This window comes from Cypionkella sp. (genome assembly GCF_030652235.1).
Taxonomy (GTDB): domain Bacteria; phylum Pseudomonadota; class Alphaproteobacteria; order Rhodobacterales; family Rhodobacteraceae; genus Cypionkella.
Genome location: NZ_JAUSBA010000021.1, coordinates 14,090 through 33,365, shown reverse-complemented (window position 1 = coordinate 33,365; position 19,276 = coordinate 14,090). Strand labels below are relative to the sequence as shown.

The following is a 19,276-nucleotide window of genomic DNA, read 5'->3' as shown; positions in this document are numbered from 1 at the left end:
GAGGTGCGACCTCTGCCCGTTTTTTTGCATCCAGGTTTCAACCCAAAAACCCAAGCCGCCCCAGGCTTGATCCGGGGCCCGATGGCGGGCCCAAAGGCCCCGGATCAAGTCCGGATTGCTTAGCCCAACGCGTCGTTACACCGCTTGCAGGTGCCCGGATGCTTATGGCTGCCCACGTCCGGCAAAATCCGCCAGCAGCGCTGACATTTCTCACCCTCCGCCCGCTCAAACACCACGCCGATGCCCGGCGTATCGGGCAGACGGAACGCCTCGGCCGGTTCAGGGTCGGCGGTCAGTTGCAGATCCGAGGTGATGCAGAGTTCGGCAAAATCCAGCGATTTCAACGCCGCCAGAATCGCCGTGTCCGCCACATGCACCACGGGTGCCGCCTCTAGGCTGGCGCCAATCACCTTCGCCGTGCGCTGCACTTCCAATGCACCTGTAACGACACGGCGCACCGTGCGGATGCCCTCCCACTTCGCCGCCAGCACCGGGTTCAGCCACCCAGCCGGAGTTTCCGGCATATCCACCAGATGCACCGACGATTGCTCACCGGGGAAGCGGCACAGCCAAACCTCCTCCATGGTGAACACCAAAACCGGGGCGAGCCAAGTGGTCAAACGGTGGAACACGATATCCAAAACCGTGCGCGCGGCGCGGCGGCGTTGGCTGTCTGCGGGGTCGCAATACAAGCAATCCTTGCGGATATCGAAGTAGATCGCCGACAAATCGGTGGTGGCAAAGGTGAACAGCTTCTGGAACACGCCTTGGAAATCGTAGCGCGCATAGCCTGCGCGCACCTCGGCATCCAGTTCCGCCAGACGGTGCAAAACCCATTGCTCCAACTCGGGCATATCGGCGTGCGCAACCTTCTCAGCCTCGGTAAAGCCCGCCAAATTCCCCAGCAAAAACCGCATCGTATTGCGCAGGCGGCGATAGCTGTCAGCGACACCTTTCAGGATTTCTTTACCGATGCGCAGATCCACCGTGTAATCCGACAGCGCCACCCAAAGCCGCAGGATATCCGCGCCATATTCGTCGATCACCGCTTGCGGGGCGACGGTATTGCCGACCGATTTGGACATTTTCATGCCCTTCTCGTCCAGCGTGAAACCATGCGTCAGCACGCCCCGGTAAGGCGCGCGGCCCTTGGTGCCGCAGGCTTGCAGCATCGAGGAATGGAACCAGCCGCGATGCTGGTCGGTACCTTCCAAATACAGATCGGCAATGCCGTCGCTGCTGCCATCCTCGCGGTCGCGCAGCACGAAAGCATGGGTCGAGCCAGAGTCAAACCACACGTCGAGCACGTCGAAGACCTGATTGTACTGCGACGGATCCACGATGCCATGCAGCATCTTTTCCTTGAATCCTTGCACATACCAAACATCCGCGCCTTCGGCCTCGAACGCTTCCTTGATCCGCGCATTCACATCCTGATTGCGTAGCAGGAAATCGGCGTCGGTCGGCTTCGCGCCCACTTTGGTAAAGCAGGTCAGCGGCACACCCCAAGCGCGTTGGCGGCTGAGAACCCAATCGGGTCGCGCCTCGATCATCGAGTGCAGACGGTTACGCCCCGCAATCGGCGTCCACGTCACCAACTGATTGATCGAGTTCAGCGCGCGACTGCGGATCGTGTCGCCATAGGTCGACATGCCGTCATCGAGCGGCTTGTCGATGGCCACAAACCACTGCGGCGTGTTGCGGTAGATCACCGGAGCCTTCGATCGCCACGAATGCGGGTAAGAGTGCTTGACCTTGCCCTTGGCCAGCAGCGCACCCTGCGCATGCAGAGCCTTGATATTGCTGACGTTGGCGGCCCCCTCTTTGCCCTCGGCATTGATGATGAACTGGCCACCGAATAGCGGCAGGTCTTGGCGGTAAGAGCCATCGGCTTCGACGTTGTAGGTCATCGGCAGGCCGAATTTCAGGCCCATCTGATAGTCGTCATCACCGTGCGAGGGCGCGGTATGCACAAACCCGGTGCCCGCGTCGTCGGTGACATGATCGCCGGTGAGCAGGGGAACATCGTAATCCCATTCACCCGCGCCGCCTTCGATGCCGCGATAGGGGTGGGCGAGAGTAAGACCCGCGAGTTCGTCGGCGCTTACATCATGCAAGCGCGAGAAATCACTTACTTTGGCCGCGGTCATAACAGCGTCGGCCAGTTTATCGGCCAACAAAATGACTTCACCGACCCTAGCCGTTGAATTGTCCGCAGCAGCGTCGATACGATATGCGCCATATGCGATTGTAGAGTTAAACGACACTGCTCTGTTTTGCGGAATGGTCCACGGTGTAGTGGTCCAGATCACCACGCTTGAATTTAATAGATCTTGAACTGCCGCTGTGTGGCTCTTGGTCGCGTCGCGCAACGCAAATACAGGTTTAAACCGCACCCAGATCGTATGGCTCGTATGATCGTGATACTCGATCTCCGCCTCGGCCAGCGCGGTTTTCTCCACCGGCGACCACATCACCGGCTTCGAGCCCTGATACAGCGAGCCGTTGTTGACGAATTTCATGAACTCATCCGCGATCACCGCTTCTGCGTGATAATCCATCGTGAGATATGGCTTTTCCCACTTCCCCGTCACGCCCAACCGTTTGAATTCCGCGCGTTGCACGTCGATCCAGCCCTCGGCAAAGCGGCGGCATTCTTGGCGGAAATCGACGATATCGACGTCGTCTTTGTTCAGACCCTTGGCGCGGTACTGCTCTTCGATCTTCCACTCAATCGGCAGCCCATGGCAATCCCAGCCCGGCACGTAGCGGGCATCCTTGCCCATCATCTGCTGGCTGCGCACCACCATATCCTTCAGGATCTTGTTCAGCGCATGACCAATGTGCAGATGGCCGTTGGCGTAAGGAGGGCCGTCATGCAGGGTGAACGGGGTGCGCGCGCCCGCCGCAGCCTTCTCGCGCAGGCGGTCGTAAACCCCAATGTTCTCCCACCGCGCCAGCCAATCCGGCTCGCGCGCAGGCAGGCCCGCCCGCATCGGGAACTCAGTTTCGGGCAGGAAAACGGTGTTGGAATAGTCAGCGGTCACATCAGCGCACATCGCGGCAGTCCTTGCAGTTGGGCCTGAGAAGGGCAGCCCTTGAAATGGGGGTATCGGTGGGGTGCAACGCACCAGTCTCCCGGCGTCTGAAGGCTCAGAGCGCCGGGCCGATAATTCGGTTTATGCTCACGATTATGCGGTCCATGCGGGCCTTATAGGAAAGCCGAAAGGAAAGGTCAAAGCCCTGCGTCAGTGCGCAGCATTGCACCCCGGCAGCAAAACCCGCACCCTTGGGCGGACAGGAGCACTATATGCCCCCCCTCGCCCGTTTCCCCATCTTGCCAGCCCAGCTCGAAACCGTTGTCTCCGCATTTTATGCAGCTGTCCGAAGCCATCAAACCTTGGCCCCGATTTTCGCTTCCCTCATCAGCGACTGGCCTGCAAAATCGCCCTGTTTTAGCGCAATGCCCCACTGCTAAAGCGGGATGATCATTGCGTGACTCTGGGGCTGCCGGCGGAGAGCCATTTCTGATTCAACATGGAAGCTGGGCTTGGTGGCCAGCTTCCATGACAAGAGCTCTTCCCGATGGCCATCCTGTCCTGGCATGTTCGCCGCTGTTGCATGCGTCGCGGCTGGCCCTGCGGTTCGCGTAGGAACAACCAGTGGCACCTCTAGAGGTGCATGGCCCGCACGTCACCGCGCGGGCGTCTGCAACGTGGAACAATCCACACATTGCGTCTCAAGACCTGCCGTTTTCGTACGGACGGTGAAGCCAGATCGTGCCGTCACCGCACCAAGATGACCGGCACCTTGCAGGACCGGATCATGGCTGTTGTGGTCGATCCGATGATCAGGCTGCGGATGCGGCTGTGGCCATAGGCGCCCATCACCAACATGTCGAACTGCGCGTCTTCTTCCACCAGCTTGCACAAGGTGGTTTCGGGCTGACCGGACAGAATCGAAGTCTCTGCCTCGATCCCCGCCGCTTTCAGCTGTGCCTTGGCATCTTCCAGACCCTTCACGGCCTCGGCCGTCGCGCTGCCCACCGTAACGACATGGACGGCCATTCCGCGAAACAAGGGGCTGCGGGCGATGTGATCGACCGCTTTCATCGCAGAGGCCCCGCCGTCATAGGCGACCAGCGCCTTGGCAATCGGCTTGAATGCGCGCGAGGCGATGAACACCGGTTTGTGGCTGGCGCGCACGATGCGTTCAAGGTTCGACCCCAGATGCCCCTTCGCGAAATCCGCCGCCGCGCCGCGCTTGCCGATGACGATCACGCGGGCATCGGCTTCGATTTCCGCAACGGTTTCCAAGATATCGCCATGGCGCAGACGCGTGGTGATCTCTGTCACCCCTGCTTTGTTCAGGATCGCTTGGGCATCCTCCAGAATGGCGCGGCCCCGGTGGCTGATCAACTTGGCACGTTTTGCATCCAGTTCCGCCAGCTGTTCCATCAGGGCGGTCCGTGCGCCAAGCGCTATGGCGCCGGAATGGTCCTGCGCATCGGGGGCCTCGCGGCGACCCAGCACGTGGACCAGTTCCACCGGCGCACCAGTGCGTCCAGAAATCCAAGCGGCATGGTCGCAGACGCTGGCGGAGTAGATGGAGCCATCGACCAAGGCGACAATCTTGCAGGCGACGATTCTATTCGGTTGTTCGGTCATGTCTTTCCCCTCCCTCAATGCGCCATCAACTTGTCCATCGCCTCTGGCTTGTCATGCACGGCGAGCTTGTCGACGATGGTTTCAGAGGCTGCGTTCATGCCGACAATCTCAACCTCGGCCCCGTCGCGGCGGAATTTCAGCACCGCCATGTCTAGCGCCTGCACGGAGGAGATGTCCCAGATATGGGCATAGGTGACGTCGATGATCACCCGCTCCAGAGCCTCTTTGAAATCGAAGGCGTTCATGAAATCCTCGACCGAGGCATAGAACAACTGGCCCTCAACCCGGTAAGTCCGCACCCGGCCATCGGTGCTGATGGTGGTCGTCACGCGGAACAACTGTGATATCTTTCCGGCAAAGAAGATGCCGGACAGCAGCACCCCCAGCAGCACCCCGATGGCCAGGTTGTGTGTGTAAACAACCGCGACGACAGTGGCGACCATCACGATCGAGGATGATTTGGGATGGGTCCGCAGGTTCTTGATTGACGACCACGAAAACGTCCCGACGCTGACCATGATCATGATGGCGACCAAGGCCGGCATCGGGATCTGGCTGACCCATTTGCCAAGGCCGACGACCATGATCAACAGGACCACACCCGCAGAAAAGGCCGAGAGCCGTCCGCGTCCACCGGATTTCACATTGATCATGCTTTGCCCGATCATGGCACAGCCCGCCATGCCGCCGATGAAACCGGTCGCCGTGTTGGCCAGCCCTTGGCCGATGCACTCCTGATTGCGGCTTGATTTGGTGTCGGTCAGATCATCTATCAGGTTTTGTGTCATCAGGCTTTCCAGCAGGCCCACAACAGCGACGGCAAGCGCGTACGGAAAGATGATCTGCAGGGTTTCAAAGGTCAGCGGGATTTGCGGGATCAGGAACACCGGCAAGGTATCGGGCAAAGCGCCCATGTCACCGACAATACGTACATCCCAACCAAAAGTCAGCGTCAGCGCGGTCAGCACAAGGATGGTGACCAGAGGCGACGGCACCACCTTGGTCACATACGGAAACAGGTAGATGATCGCCAGACCCGCCGCGACAAGGGCATAGGTCAGCCAGGTCACCTTGGTCGGGTCCAGTTCCGGCAGTTGCGCCATGAATATCAGGATCGCCAGAGCGTTCACAAACCCGGTCATGACGGATTTGGAGACATAGCGCATCACGAAGCTCAGCTTTGCCAGGCCCATGCCGATTTGCAGAAGACCCGCCAGCACGGTAGCGGCCAGCAAGTATTGCAGCCCGTGATCCTTGACCAAGGTCACCATCAGCACGGCAGTCGCCGCTGTGGCCGCCGAGATCATACCCGGTCGCCCGCCCGCAATCGCGGTGATGACGGCGATGGAAAAGCTGGCGTAAAGCCCCACCTTGGGGTCCACGCCCGCGATGATGGAAAAGGCTATCGCCTCGGGGATAAGTGCCAAGGCCACGACAAGGCCCGACAGCAGGTCGGCCTTGATATTGCCAAACCACTGGTTGCGGTAAGCGTCGAGAGAAATCATGTAAAATCCGTTCCAGACCGATCCGGCGCCGCGCGTCTGATCGATAGTTCTTTGGGGTCTGTCTGACGGTGGTCCGGCGGATCGGCGGCCGGAAGAGCCAGCCGGGAATCGCACCCAGCTCCATTTTGCTGCAAAATGACATATCGACGTTCTCGGAAAATGGCAACCGCGCAGATATGTCGACAGTTTGGGGTCTGGCTGGAGCGTGAAAATCAACCGGGCGGGTAGGCTTTGTCGCCGCAGCCGACGATGCAAGAGTGGCAGATGACGTTGTGTTCCTTGGCGTCTGCGGGAATGATCGGCAGATGCTCACGCCAGCGTTTGTACGCCATGTTTTCTCTCGCTCAACCTTCAAGAACGTTGGACAGGCGGCCGTAGATCAGTTCATCGACACCTTCCTCGACCGAGTGACCGATCAACTGGAGTACAACTTCAGGATCGGTCACCACGTCACTCTACAACTCGAAACGGCGCCCGGCGAAAGGGCGGCGGTGTGCCGCGCAACCTGACTTGGCAGGTTTCAGAAAATCTATCGCCAGCTGTTCGATCCCGGCACAGTGCAGTGTCGGCCGTCGACTGCCAGTGTTCATCGCAAGGTCCTTGCTTGGCACACTGATCCCAAGGTGGGGCAGACGGCATGATCATCGCCTATTCGATGAACAGTCGGTGCTTTGGGGTGCCGGATTGCGTCGACCGGCGGGCGTGAAAGAGCATCAAGGGTGCTTTGGCGCCAGTCTTCGAACGGAAAGCCAGTTCAGCGTGGCCATCAGCCCAGCGGTCGCAAGGCACAGGGGAAGACCGCCAATCTGATAACTGACACCGGACAACAGCGTGCCCACCAAGCGTCCCGCCGCATTGGCCATATAGTAGAAGCCCACGTCCTGACTGACCCGTTCATCCTTGGAAAAGGCGAGGATCAGGTAGGAATGGACAGAGGAGTTGATGGCAAAAACATAGCCGAAGGCCAGCAAGCCTGTCACGATGACAAGGCTGAGCCAAAGCGCAGGCGCGCCTGCAACCCAAGCTGCCAGAGCCAAGGCAAAGGGGATCGGCACCAGATACCCAGCCCAAGCGATGGCCTTGGCGATGATCTCGGCCTCGGATTTGCCCTTTGCATTCAAGAGTTTTGGGGCTGCCGCCTGCACAGCGCCATACGCGATTATCCAAAGCGCCATGAAGCCACCAATCAGAAAGAAGGCAAAGCGGCGGCCATCGGGCGTGCCATCAGACAGGATGGCCTGAAAATAGACCGGGATCCCGACGACAAACCACACGTCCCGCGCGCCGAACAGAAACATGCGCGCAAGGCTCAGCCGGTTGACGCGAATGTCTTTCGACCAAACCGAGGAGAACTTTGCCGCTTTGCTGCCCATCGGCAGTCCGGCGGGCATGAAGAGCCAGATCGCAGCCAGGATCACCGCCAGCACGGCAGCCATGCCCCAGACGGCGCCGTTGAACCCGACCAGTACCAAAAGCACGGCACCTAGGAAGAAGCCCACGCCCTTGACCGCGTTCTTTGACCCGGTCAGCAGGGCAACCCAGCGGAACAGCGTGCCGTCGCCCTTGGGCGCCAGAAGTTTCACCGCCGATTTGGACGACATCTTGGCCAGATCCTTGGCCACGCCGCTCATCCCCTGTACGACCATCACGAAGCCGACCGAGAGTGGGATGCTCCAGCTTGGGTCCAGTTGTGCCAGCCCGACCAGCGCCGCGATCTGCATCAGCAAGCCCGACCAAAGTGTGATCGCCAGCCCGAACCTTGCCGCGATCCAGCCTGCCGCAAGGTTGGTCACGATCCCCGCCAGTTCATAAAGCAGGAACAGCCAGGCCAGTTGGATCGGTTTGAAGCCCAGCCCGTTGAAATGCAGCAGCACCAGCATCCGCAAAGCGCCATCCGATAGCATGAAGGCCCAATAGGCCGCCGTCACCGCCGCGTAGGCGACAAGGCCGGGGTTGCGCGCCCCGCTCACATCGGCTCCGTCAGACTCTGGGCCACCATGCGGGTAATGTCAGCCAAACGGCAGGAGTAACCCCATTCGTTGTCATACCAAGCGTAAATCTTCACCTGCGTGCCATTCACCACCATGGTCGACAACGCGTCGATGATCGACGATCGCGGGTCGTTGGTGTAATCGCTCGACACCAAAGGCCGCGTTTCATAGCCGAGAATGCCCTTCAGCGGGCCGTCTGCGGCGGCTTTGAACAGCGCGTTGACTTCCTCGACGGTGGTCTCCCGCGCCACCTCGAACACGCAATCGGTCAACGAGCCATTCAACAGCGGCACCCGGACGGCATGACCGTTCAGCCGCCCCTTCAGCTCTGGGTAGATCAGGGTAATGGCGGTGGCGGAGCCGGTCGTCGTAGGGATGAGGTTCAGCAGGGCCGAGCGGGCCCGGCGCATGTCCTTGGCGGGACGGTCGACAATGGTCTGGGTGTTGGTCACATCATGAATCGTGGTGATCGAGCCATGGCGGATGCCGATGCCCTCTTGGATCACCTTGACCACCGGGGCCAGGCAGTTCGTAGTGCAAGACGCCGCCGTGATCAGGTCCTGCGAGCCATCATAGTCACCATGGTTGATGCCGTAGACGAGGTTCAGCGCCCCCCCATCTTTGACCGGAGCGGAGACCACCACCTTCTTCACGCCCGCGATGTAATAGGGGGCGAGTTTGGCGGCGGTTTTAAACACGCCCGTGCAGTCGATAACCAGATCAATGCCCATAGCGGCCAAAGGCAAATCCTCGATCCGCTTGGCCGCCGTCACCGCCATGCGCTGGCCGTTGATCGTCAGGCTGGCGTCGTCAAAGCCGATATTGGCCTTCCAGCGGCCGTGAACCGAGTCGAACTCCATCAGAAGGGCATGCTGTTCCGGCGTGCCTGTGGGATCGTTGATCAGCACGATCTCGCCGCCAGCCCCGCTGTCGATCAGATCGCGCAGTACAAGCTTTCCGATGCGGCCAAGGCCGTTCAAAGCGATGCTGGTCATTTTGTCTCCTTAGGCTCGGGTCAGGCCGATGGTGTCGAGACTGCGTTGCAGCGCCACACGGTCAAGTTGTTCGATAGGCAGGGCCGAAAAGGCCAGGATATGGCGGTTCAGTTCCGAAAAAGCCTTGGCGAAGGCCAGACCCTTTTCGGCTTCGGTTCCGGTGGCCTTCACCGGGTCGGGTACGCCCCAATGCGCCGTTATGGGCTGACCCGGCCAGGGCGCGCATTCTTCGGCGGCGGCCGCATCACAAACCGTGAAGATGAAATCCATGCGAGGCGCATCCGGCGCCTCAAACTCGGACACGTGCTTGGCGCGCAACCCGTCAGTATCCAGCCCATTTCGTTTCAGAATGGCGACCGCAAAGTCGTTCAATTGGCTGCCCGGTCGCGTCCCCGCCGAATAGGCGCGGAATTTCCCGGCCCCGATCCGGCTCAGGATTGCCTCGGCAAAGATGGAGCGCGCCGAATTGCCCGAGCAGATGAACAAGACGTTGTAGGGTTGCGACATGGCGGTTCGTTCCTCTGCAGCCTCACACAAAAAGTCAGCCCGTCCCCGGCAGCAGTCGTTGACCAGATAATCGACCAGCCCCGCAGTTCGGGCCAGATCGACCGAATAGAACAGCGATCGCCCCTGACGAACGCTGCGGATTAGGCCGCAGGTTTCAAGTTCGCCCAGATAGTGGGACAGGGTATTCTGCTTTAGCCCTAAGGCTTCGGCAATCTCAGTCGGCCGCCCACCCGAAGGGGCCAAGCGCATCAGCATGCGGAACACCGAAAGGCGGCCGGGATGCCCGAGGGCCATGAAGGTCCGAGTGGCGTGATTTAATTCCATGATTCCTGAATATCAGAACTATTTGTGCTTTCCAAGTGAAGCTTTTGTAAAAGCCGTTGAGGCATGTCATCGCGCTGTTGTGTGCGTCGTCGCAGGATCACTCAGGTGCACGAAGCGTCGCCCAATGTCCTTTCTCTGGTTTCTGCAAGACCCAGCGCGGTTCCCGTTCTTCACCGGCAAGGGCGAAGTAGGAAACCCTTGAAGACCGCCACGGTCGCGCCTCCACCATCGTCACAAGCCAACTGCCCGTCGCACATTGGCACAAGGCCATCGGCGACCCAACTCTGGCCGATGCCATCCTCGACCGTCTTGTTCACAACGCCCATCGTCTCAACCTCTCGGGTGAAAGGCTCAGACGCAGGGGCGTGGTCACGCAAACCCTTGACCAAACCGCTCCAAACTACCCCATGAAAACGTCGGTCAGACTGCCTACGATGGCCTGAAACGCGTGCCCATCATCGCGCGAAATCAGTGCCACATTTCGCGAAATGCGCACATAAGTTTCAGGCACGGCGCAAGACACCAGTCCGCAGACGTTAAGACCCTTTGCCGATCAATTTGCCTGCGTTGTCGGAATACGATCGCCCTGCGCCCAATTTAACCCACCCACATAGCGCCCCTGCATCTGACCTGCGTCATCAAGAGTGAACAGATGCAGCCAGCGATTGTCGAACAGGGACTTTACTGCATTATGACGTGAGAGAATGTCGTTGATGGCGTCTTGCGGGGCCTCGATGATGACAGACAGGCGCAAAGGTTCGTGAGCGAGACCCGCCCCGTCATGCACAGACTGCCAAGGCAGTCCCGTGCGCAAAAGGCCGCCATTGCCTTCGACCACGCCGATGCCACCTGTCACGTTGTGCAGCAGTTTGTTGCCGCCCCCAAAGACCGCAGGGGCCACGGTCGATCCGTAATACTGCAGGCTGATCCAGCTCGCTACCACCACAGGGGCAGTCAGGATCAGTTCCAGCACGCCAAAGCTTGTATCTTGCCGCCAATCATAGCTGTGAAGGAACGCCCGCCCACCAAGGTTTTGTGCGCCCGTGCGATGCCGGGGCGCTGCGATGAACGCGCGGCATCCCGCAAGGCCCCATTCCGGGCGCATTTCTGCCCAGTTGCGCGACCGTTGGGCAATGTCGCGGCCACCTTTGGCCCGTGGCAGACGCAGGGAACGTTCGCCACGCGCCATCACCCCGGCGGCGGCCAGCCAGCGCGTCAGGTCAGCTAGATCTTTGCTGTGACCCGTTGACGGATGATCACCGCTGTAGACCAGCACATCATCAGTGGTCGTGTCATGCAATCCCGCCACGAACAACGTGTCGCCCGGAATGGTGATGCCGCGCGCGGGCAGCCCGTGCCGCACCTCGGGGTCGTTCAGCAAAGCGGTCAGCAGCCGTGCGTTGACCTCGCCCGAATAGCCGCCACAGGCGCCGCAATGCAGCGCGCTGGCGTGCGGGTTGTTGGTGACATTCGCGCCGTGTCCTGCCAGCAGGACCACACGGGCAAAGCCGTCTGTCATCGACATGGCGCGCAGGACCATTTCCGCCGAAGCCAGCTTTTGCGCGGTATCTAGACCGGGTGACAGCTGTGGTGCCGGATCACGCGGCAGGTGCGACGGGCCCAGGCCAAGGGCGTCGCGCACCAGCTTGCCCGCATAGATCGGCCCGGTCGCCTCGACAAAGGCAAAGGACGACACGGCGGCCAGTTTGAACCGGCCCCAGGCCCGTTTGGCGCGGGCGGCGATCCGGGCGGCATATTCGGCCCCGGCATGGGGCGAGCGCGCAGAAGATTTAAGTGTTGGGTTTAGCAACACCGGCAATCGCGCCTCGGCCACGTCAGATGCAAAAGGGTGATGTTCGACGAAGACACCGAAAAAACCTGCAAAGCCGATAGTTTGGATGCCGGGGTCCACGCTTTCAAGCGCGCGGCGAAACACTTCGGATCGCACGTCGATGCAGAATGCTGCCTGTAGTGTGGGGCGATTTTGTGGGGCAGTGAAGCAGGGTTCGGCGAAGGCGGCTGTCATGTCGCGCTGCGCTGCACGCTCGGACGCCTCTTGCAGGATGACGTCGATCACCTGATCGGAGGTCGGGCGCAGAGGTTGCGCATGTGCGGCCACACTATCGGCCCATGCCGAGCCGATCATCTCGTTGTATTGCCTGAGCAGAGCTACATCCCACAACAGCCGGATCACCAGCAAATCGGTAACGGCGCTGTCGGTGCCCCCGGCCAGTTCGGCTTGCCACAGGTCATAGCGGGCATATTGGCTCCATCCGCCAAGCGACATCAATGTGGCGTGAAACGCTGTCTCCATCGCCGCATCCGGCAAGCCCAGCCGGAAAGTGGCCATCGCCAGCGCCTCGGCCGCCGTAGCGGGGGCACTGGCGACCAACGCAGCAAAGCCCGATAGTCCGGCGATTTCCGGCGTCAGATCACGGGATGCAAAACTGCGCCATGCGGCATAGGCCGATGTCCCCGGTGCTGTTGTCCACAGGGCCTGCCCCTTATCGAAATGCCCCGCCGCCCAGGCGCTGAAGCGGTCGTTGACTATGGCAGGCCAGTCGATGCCCGAGGCCTCGGCGGCCAATTGCGCCACAGACGGCAGTGCCCGTTGTTGGAGGGCAGGTTGACGGACGGCAGCCTTCAGCATCGCAAGGGTCACGGGGTGCGCGTCAGGTGATGCAGCAAGCGCTCCGGCAAGATCATCATCGCTGATCCGGCCATCGGCAATGCGCGCTAGATACCAGTCGCGCGGCGGCGTGACCGGCGCACCTGCGACCCGGCCCAGACGCGCGGCCGTCATCGCCAATGTGTCGCCGCTCTGGCCCAGATAGGGGTTCACCGCAACGCTGCTGGTCAGTGGGAACAGTGGCGGGATCGCACGGGCGGCCGTATTGGCGGCTGCCACCAGGGCGGCGCTGGGGGTCAGGTCAAAATCGGGGTGATGGATCATCATGATGAAGGAACCCTTGTTATTAAATGAAATCAGACGTCGCGGGATTTTGACCAGCCGCCCAGCAGCCGGTCAAATACCGCGTTGGCATAAAGTCCGTTTGTCAGATGCACGCGAAGCCCTGCCGCCGCCGGATGATGTGCCCACAGCGGGAACAGCGCCTGCGCGACGGCGACCAGACCGAAACTGAGGACCGCAAGCACGATCAGTGTCCATTCCAGCGGGCCGGGGGCGGGGGTGACGGGAAGGGTGCCAGTGGTCAGCGCCTCAGCCGCTGCTTGCAGCGCAAAATAGCCCAAGGATGCTGCCAACGCATAGATCACCGTGGCCAGGGTCAGCGCTCGGGGTGCGGCACCCGCCAACCCTTGCGCAATCAGATAGGCCACCCCAAAGATCAGGATCGCCCCCAGCGCAATCGCTTGTGGAGACTTGTGATCTAACCCGGTCGAAAATCCGAACCCCAGCGTCATGAGCACATAGATCGCCATCGCTGCCAGAAACGCCTGCCCCACCTTTGCCCCTGAAGGAACCGCAATCGGCCCCGGCCTTTGTATCAGCGCCACGGCATCAACTGCCCCCCCCGAGGCCAGAAAGGCGTGCGCCTTGTACAGCGAATGGGCGACGATGTGCAGCAGCGCCAGGGGGAACAGCGCCAGCCCGCATTGCAGCACCATGAACCCCATCTGCGCCACGGTGGACCACGCGAGTGAGGTTTTGACCGCCGATTGGGTCAGCATCACCATGCCGCCGAAAATTGCGGTGAACCCGCCCAGCATCACCAGCACCGCCAGCACGCCGGGGGCCGTCAACATCACATCGGCAAAGCGGATCATCAGGAACCCACCTGCGTTGATGACGCCCGCATGCAGCAGGGCCGATACCGGCGTCGGCGTTTCCATCACTTCGGTCAGCCAGCCGTGGGTGGGGAACTGCGCCGATTTCAGTACGGCAGCCAGTGCGATCAGCCCCGCCGCCCATGCCGCCGCCGTCGGGGCAATGCCTGAGCGTGCCGCGTCAAGGATCGTCGCGATATCGCCGCTGCCAAAGCCGCGCCACAACACAAGCGCCGCGGCGATAATCACCAGATTGGACAGTCCCGACGTGACCAGTTTCTTGTGCGCGGCACGGCGCGCCTGTGGGCGGTCGGGGTAAAATAGCAGCAACTGATGCAGGCTCAGGCTGGTGGCGATCCAGGCCAGCACCAGTTGCACGAGGTGCCCCGCCGTCACCAGCAACATGACAGCGGCCAGTGTGGCACACATCCAGCCCATGAACGCGCCCTGCCGCGCCTCGCCATCCACATAGGTGGCCGCATAGCGCAGCACGACCCAGCCAATAAAGCTGACCAAACACAGCATCACCGCGCTGATCACATCCAGCCGTATCGACAGGCCGGGTAAGGGGTTCGCCGTGGATGGGCCGGACAGGATAAGCAGGGCCACCGACCCAAACGCCGTTGCAATGCCGATCATTCCCGCCGCTTCGGCTGCAAGCGCCTGTCCGGCAGGCCGTCGCCCGGAACGCCATGCCCCCAGGGCCGCGCAGAGCAACAGGACAACGGGGGCGAGATAAGGCAGCAGGGCTGGGGTCACGGGAGTATCCTTTCCGACACGCTTGGTCTGGCGGTGGTAGTCGTGCAGCCGCGCCGCGTAAAATTCATTGTTTGTCATAATACGTTCTGTTAAATAGAACGAATGGCCGACCTTAACTATCACCACCTGCATCTGTTCCGCGCCGTGGCGCATGACGGCAACCTGACCCGCACGGCTCAAAAGCTGAACCTGTCGCAATCGGCAATCTCGGTGCAGATCCGCAAACTGGAAGACCGTCTGGGCCATCCGCTGTTCGACCGTCGCGGGCGGCAGTTGCATCTGACCGAAGCCGGGCGGATCGCGTTGGACCATGCCGACGCGATCTTTGCGGTAGGCGATGAGTTGCTCGGCATCCTGCGCGATGCAGGGCGCGGGTTGCAGGTGTTGCGGGTGGGGGCGCTTGCCACATTGTCGCGCAACTTCCAGTTGGGGTTTCTGCGCCCGGTATTGGGCCAGCCGGGGACCGAGGTGATCCTGCGCTCTGGCAGTTTGTCAGAGTTGCTGACCCTGCTCGAGACGCTGAACCTCGATGTGGTGCTGACCAATCAGCCGCCGCAGCGTGATGCGACGACACCGTTCGTGTCGCACCGGCTGGCCGAACAGCCCGTCAGTCTTGTGGGCACGCCAGCCCGCCTGAAATCAACGCGAAACCTAGCGCAGCGTCTGGCAACCCTGCCAATCATCCTGCCCAGCACGAATAGCTCGATCCGCATCGGCTTTGACGCGCTGACCGCACAACTGGGCATCCGACCCGGCATCGTAGCCGAGGTCGACGACATGGCGATGATGCGCCTTTTGGCACGCGAGGATGTAGGGCTCGCGGTTCTGCCGCTGATCGCCATCAAAGACGAGTTGCAACAAGGCATTCTGATTGAGGCTGATCGTTTGCCGGGAATATCAGAAACGTTTTACGCCGTCACGCTCGACCGCCGGTTTCCAAATCCGATGCTGCAACAGCTGATTACCCTGCCGCTGGTCGTTGAAGTGGATAGACCGGATAAACCTGCGCTGAACGCATCAGGTCTGACCGCCGACGTATGATGGCTGAAGCCGCCCGGCAGCTATCCTATGAAACCACGCTGATTCTGTGGTGCGATAACCAAGCCTCTGTGCGCCCTCGCCCCCCAGTCTTGGCGTCGTGCAGACTGCACGGCTGCTGGACCGCATTGGTAAGGGCATCCGGGGTGCGGCGTTTGGCCTGTGCAGTCCCTCGAGACGGTGGGGGGCCGTTGCTGGCCACGGGATTGATGCTGCTGTGGCAGAACAGTTCTTAGGCAGTATTCTGGGTCACCACGATACCGGGCGCACTTGCGGTTTGTTGCCGGCCGTGGGCGTTCAGGAACCGCCACCGCACACCGTGACCATGCGCACAAACCCGACAAAACGCGCCAATTTGAAGCGATTGGGCACTGAATATTGGCGCGTCATGGTCATCGGCACGGCTTTCACATTGGCGCGGTCCAGCGAGGCATTTTTGAGGCTGCGTGCAGCAAAGTGATATTGCTATCGCGCGGGCGTCCTTGCAGGTGGCGGCAATGAATGTGGTCTATGCAGCTTCCGCCTATCCCTTTGGCAAATCGTCTGACCGGATAAGTCACGCCAAACTGCTTCCCCTAGGGCTGGTGATCCTGACCGTTGCCGATCTGGCGCTGACCTCTGGGGCGCATTGGCCGTGGTTTTGGCAAGCGTCATGTTGTGGGGGCTACACATATCAACCAAGCGTTGCTGGCAGCATGGTTGCCACCACCGCCCCGGCCGACCTGCGCGGCGCGGCCAACATCACGGATGATCAGCTTCCTTGGCCTCGGGCTGCGCTATGGGCTGGTCGATAGTGCCAAAACCGCCTCAGGTGTTCCGATCTTGCGTTGAAACTTCGCCCGCCCAGCGGTTCAGCCAAGCGAGCCCTGCCAAGCATAGCCCAAGGCCAAGGAAGCTGACCACCCGGGTCAACCCCGTCAGCCCCGCCGCGTCCAGCAGGAACACCTTGGCGATTGTCAGGCCAATCACCGCCATCGCCACCCGCCGCAACAGCCCCGAGCGCCGGGCAATCGCCTGATACAAAAGTCCCGCCCCCAGCAGCATCAGCGCAAGCGTGTAGCTGTAAAGCTCGCCCTGCACGACGCCAGACGCGCCGAGCCAATCGCCTTGCCAGAACCGCCGGATCTCAAGCCCCAGATAAAGCGCCAGCAAGGCCAGCCCGACCACCAACAACCCCAACCGCAAGCGTCGCCCAAGCCCTGCCAGCTTCCACACCGCCGCCAGCAGCATCCCCCCCGGCACGCCATAGGCCAGTAGCAGCGTATCCAACACCCGTGGGCCCCGCACCAAAGCCCCCGCATCTTCGGCATAGGTGCTGAACAGCGGGTTGAACGGCCCCACCGCCAGCGCCAAAGCACCAGCCGCCAGCAGCCCCGCCACAATGGCAATCGCTTGGCGCAACCGCAGCAGCACGCCACCAAGGCGCGCCCGGTAAATCTGCATCAGCATCAGCACCAGCCACGGCAGCGCGTTCAGGCCAGCAGACCAATGCGTTTCCACATCACTGGGCGCTTGCGATGGCAAAATCCAGCGCATGATCAACACATTGGCAAGGATTGCCCCCAGCCCCGCCGCCGCCGATTCCAAGACACCTTTCGGCAATATCCGCCCCTCTGGCAGCACCCGCAATGCGGCCAACAGCGCCACAATCACCCCGCCAAACGCCACCACCACCTGCCCCAAGGGCGCTGCAAACGCCCAGTCAAGCCCCGGATCGGCCAGCAAGCGATAGCCCAGAACCGCCACAGCCACCTGAATGAACCAGCCCATTTCAGGCAAGCGGAACCGCCGATCCAACCCCGCCGCGACCAGCGCCAGCAAGGCCAAAGCCAAAGTCAGCGCGGTCTGCGTGGTGACCAAGAACAGCGCCAAAGCGATCAGCGACAGCGCCGACAGCGTGGCATAGGCGGGTCTGCGGCGATCCTCAGCCTTGGCAAACAGCACCGCCAGCCCGACCATCGCCACCGCGACCGCCATCACATGCAGCGCCCAAGGATAGGCCCCGATCACCCGCTCGGGCAGCCAAAGCAGCGCCAAAATCGCCACCGCCACCGGAGCCACCAAGGCCGCCGCCGCCCCGTGCAGCAAAGCCAAAACCCCCTCTTGCCAGGACCGCCACGCAAAAGCGCCCGACATAAGCGCCACCATCCCGACCAAAATCGTGATCGTCATCGGAGCCGCCACTTCTGGTCCGCGATCTGCTGCCCCCAGAAACTCCCAGAACAGCGGCATCTGCGCAGAACCAATCTGCAACAGCATCAGCCAGAACCCCACCGCAGGCACAAAGCCCAGATCGGCCAGCCCCGCAGCCCGCTCAGCCCACACCACATAAGCCAGCACCAATAGCACAAGACCGCCCAAAGCCAGCATCGCCTCGGGGCCCATGGCCCCCGCCAACAGCACCAACCCCAGCGTCGAGGCCAAAGCCGCCCCCGCCGCCAGCAGCACCGGAAACGGCACCCGCACCTTACCCAGCATCCCTGCCAGCAGTACAGACGGCCCGTCTTGGCGTGGCACCAAACCGCGCTCTGGAATAGCCACAGCCAGCAGTGCCAGCCCCAGCAACAACACAACCCAGCCCAAAGTTCCCGCGCCCCCCGCCATCGAAAGCCAGCCGCCCGCATAGCCCAACACCAGCGCCAGAACCGAAACCCAAGCCCAGCGCCGCAGCGTATCCACCCCCAGCCCCAAAGCCGCGATCAGCGCGAGATAACCATACAGCCAAGGCCCAGCCTCTGCCCCGCCCGCCACCACAAAGGGCGCAGCAAAAGCGCCCAACAGCCCCACCGCAATCAGCAACGGTCCATAGAACCAGCCCAGAACCAGCGCCAATATCGCCGCCGCCACCAGCCCTGCAAACGCCATCTGCGGCCCGATCAGCCCATACATCAACCGCGCCGACAGCACGGCGGCGAACACCGAAACCAGCCCGGCACCGGCAAAAACCGACGGCAGATAGGCGGTTGCAGCATCCTCACCGTCGCCCGACCGCCTGCGCAACCACTCTCCCGCGCCGATCAGGCACAGCCCGAAGGCAATCCCCGCCAGCACCCGCAGCCCCGGCGGCAACAGCCCGTTTTCAATGCCATACTGCACGAAAAACACCCCGGCCAACGCCAGCGAGGCGGCAGAGACCGCGTAAACCCAATTCAGCTTCAACCAATCGGCCAAGCGCGAGACCACACTCGGCCCTGCAGGCACCCGCGCCACCACGGGCGCAGCCTCGGCTGGGGTCGCGGCCACGCCACGCGCAGCCGCCACCCGCTCCCATGGCGTCATCGGTTTCACAGCATCCCCACCCGCAGGCACGCCTGCACCGACCTCGACGACACGCGCATCCGCTTCAGCCTCACCTGGCGCCGCCTGATGCAGAACCGGGTCAACAATTGGCGTTTCAGCGATCATCGTCTCCGCGATCGCCGTCGCAGCAGGCCCGTCCGGCACAGACGCTTGCGCTACAGCCACCGCGCCCAGCATGGCCTGCAAGTGCTTGCCTTGCGCGGCCAACTGCCGTTCCAGCACATTCACCCGCGTGCGCAAGCCACTTTGCCCCACCAGCAGCACGATGATCAGCACCGGAATGGCAAGCGCCACCAAAGCCAGCAGAACCAGCAAACCGTCCATCCGCGATCCCCCACACGTTTTCGGTACAGTAGCCTCAGCCAGCCGCTCTGCACAGTGGGGAATATCCCACCTGATAAGGC

The 19,276-nt window shown here is 61.6% G+C and carries 11 protein-coding genes, 1 pseudogene and 1 other annotated feature; of the genes and pseudogenes, 3 read left to right on the top strand and 9 right to left on the bottom strand.

All coding sequences use genetic code 11. The features are described 5' to 3' along the window. Positions 1-119: 119 nt before the first annotated feature. The 6 genes from ileS to Q7V03_RS05640 all read right to left on the bottom strand — a co-directional run bounded on the left by ileS (position 120) and on the right by Q7V03_RS05640 (position 9,989). Positions 120-3,059, bottom strand: coding sequence for an isoleucine--tRNA ligase (gene ileS, locus Q7V03_RS05665; RefSeq protein ID WP_304924636.1), 2,940 nt, complete (start codon positions 3,057-3,059; stop codon positions 120-122). A 726-nt stretch (positions 3,060-3,785) separates the two neighbouring features. Continuing rightward, positions 3,786-4,667, bottom strand: coding sequence for a universal stress protein (locus Q7V03_RS05660; RefSeq protein WP_304924635.1), 882 nt, complete (start codon positions 4,665-4,667; stop codon positions 3,786-3,788). 14 nt (positions 4,668-4,681) lie between these two features. Then, positions 4,682-6,172 carry a SulP family inorganic anion transporter gene (locus tag Q7V03_RS05655; protein ID WP_304924634.1) on the bottom strand — a complete coding sequence of 497 codons (1,491 nt, stop codon included), beginning with the start codon at positions 6,170-6,172 and terminating at the stop codon, positions 4,682-4,684. A 67-nt stretch (positions 6,173-6,239) separates the two neighbouring features. Further along, positions 6,240-6,297, bottom strand: a sequence feature (sul1 is cis-regulatory element that is thought to sense ions involved in sulfur or methionine metabolism; They are found in Alphaproteobacteria). Between the two features lie 588 nt (positions 6,298-6,885). After that, positions 6,886-8,142, bottom strand: a complete 1,257-nt coding sequence (arsJ, locus tag Q7V03_RS05650; RefSeq protein ID WP_304924633.1) for an organoarsenical effux MFS transporter ArsJ — start codon at positions 8,140-8,142, stop codon at positions 6,886-6,888. Then, complete coding sequence (locus tag Q7V03_RS05645) at positions 8,139-9,158, bottom strand: ArsJ-associated glyceraldehyde-3-phosphate dehydrogenase (RefSeq protein ID WP_304924632.1); 1,020 nt, start codon at positions 9,156-9,158, stop codon at positions 8,139-8,141. The genes arsJ and Q7V03_RS05645 overlap by 4 nt, the downstream gene beginning before the upstream one ends. A 9-nt stretch (positions 9,159-9,167) precedes the next feature. Then, complete coding sequence (locus tag Q7V03_RS05640) at positions 9,168-9,989, bottom strand: helix-turn-helix domain-containing protein (protein WP_304924631.1); 822 nt, start codon at positions 9,987-9,989, stop codon at positions 9,168-9,170. A 191-nt stretch (positions 9,990-10,180) separates the two neighbouring features. On the opposite strand from Q7V03_RS05640, the pseudogene Q7V03_RS05635 reads away from it, so the two are divergent. Further along, positions 10,181-10,432, top strand: a pseudogene (locus tag Q7V03_RS05635) (ATP-binding protein); the annotation flags it as partial. A gap of 110 nt (positions 10,433-10,542) precedes the next feature. Here the strand turns inward: Q7V03_RS05635 and Q7V03_RS05630 are convergent. Then, positions 10,543-12,942: a YbcC family protein gene (locus Q7V03_RS05630; RefSeq protein WP_304924661.1), complete on the bottom strand. Its 2,400-nt coding sequence runs from the start codon at positions 12,940-12,942 to the stop codon at positions 10,543-10,545. A gap of 32 nt (positions 12,943-12,974) precedes the next feature. Next, complete coding sequence (locus Q7V03_RS05625; protein WP_304924630.1) at positions 12,975-14,612, bottom strand: proton-conducting transporter membrane subunit; 1,638 nt, start codon at positions 14,610-14,612, stop codon at positions 12,975-12,977. A 24-nt stretch (positions 14,613-14,636) separates the two neighbouring features. Here Q7V03_RS05625 and Q7V03_RS05620 point away from each other — a divergent pair, with 24 nt between their 5' ends. Both Q7V03_RS05620 and Q7V03_RS05615 read left to right on the top strand, forming a co-directional pair. Beyond that, the gene (locus Q7V03_RS05620; protein WP_304924629.1) at positions 14,637-15,575 is read left to right on the top strand and encodes a LysR family transcriptional regulator; all 939 of its coding nucleotides are present in this window, start codon (positions 14,637-14,639) and stop codon (positions 15,573-15,575) included. A gap of 443 nt (positions 15,576-16,018) precedes the next feature. Further along, a complete protein-coding gene (locus tag Q7V03_RS05615; protein WP_304924628.1) occupies positions 16,019-16,366 on the top strand; it encodes a hypothetical protein in 348 nt (115 codons plus the stop codon). A 13-nt stretch (positions 16,367-16,379) separates the two neighbouring features. Here Q7V03_RS05615 and Q7V03_RS05610 read toward each other — a convergent pair whose 3' ends face one another. After that, positions 16,380-19,196 (bottom strand): DUF2339 domain-containing protein, encoded by a 2,817-nt coding sequence (locus tag Q7V03_RS05610; protein WP_304924627.1) that lies wholly within the window; start codon positions 19,194-19,196, stop codon positions 16,380-16,382. Between the last annotated feature and the right edge of the window lie 80 nt (positions 19,197-19,276).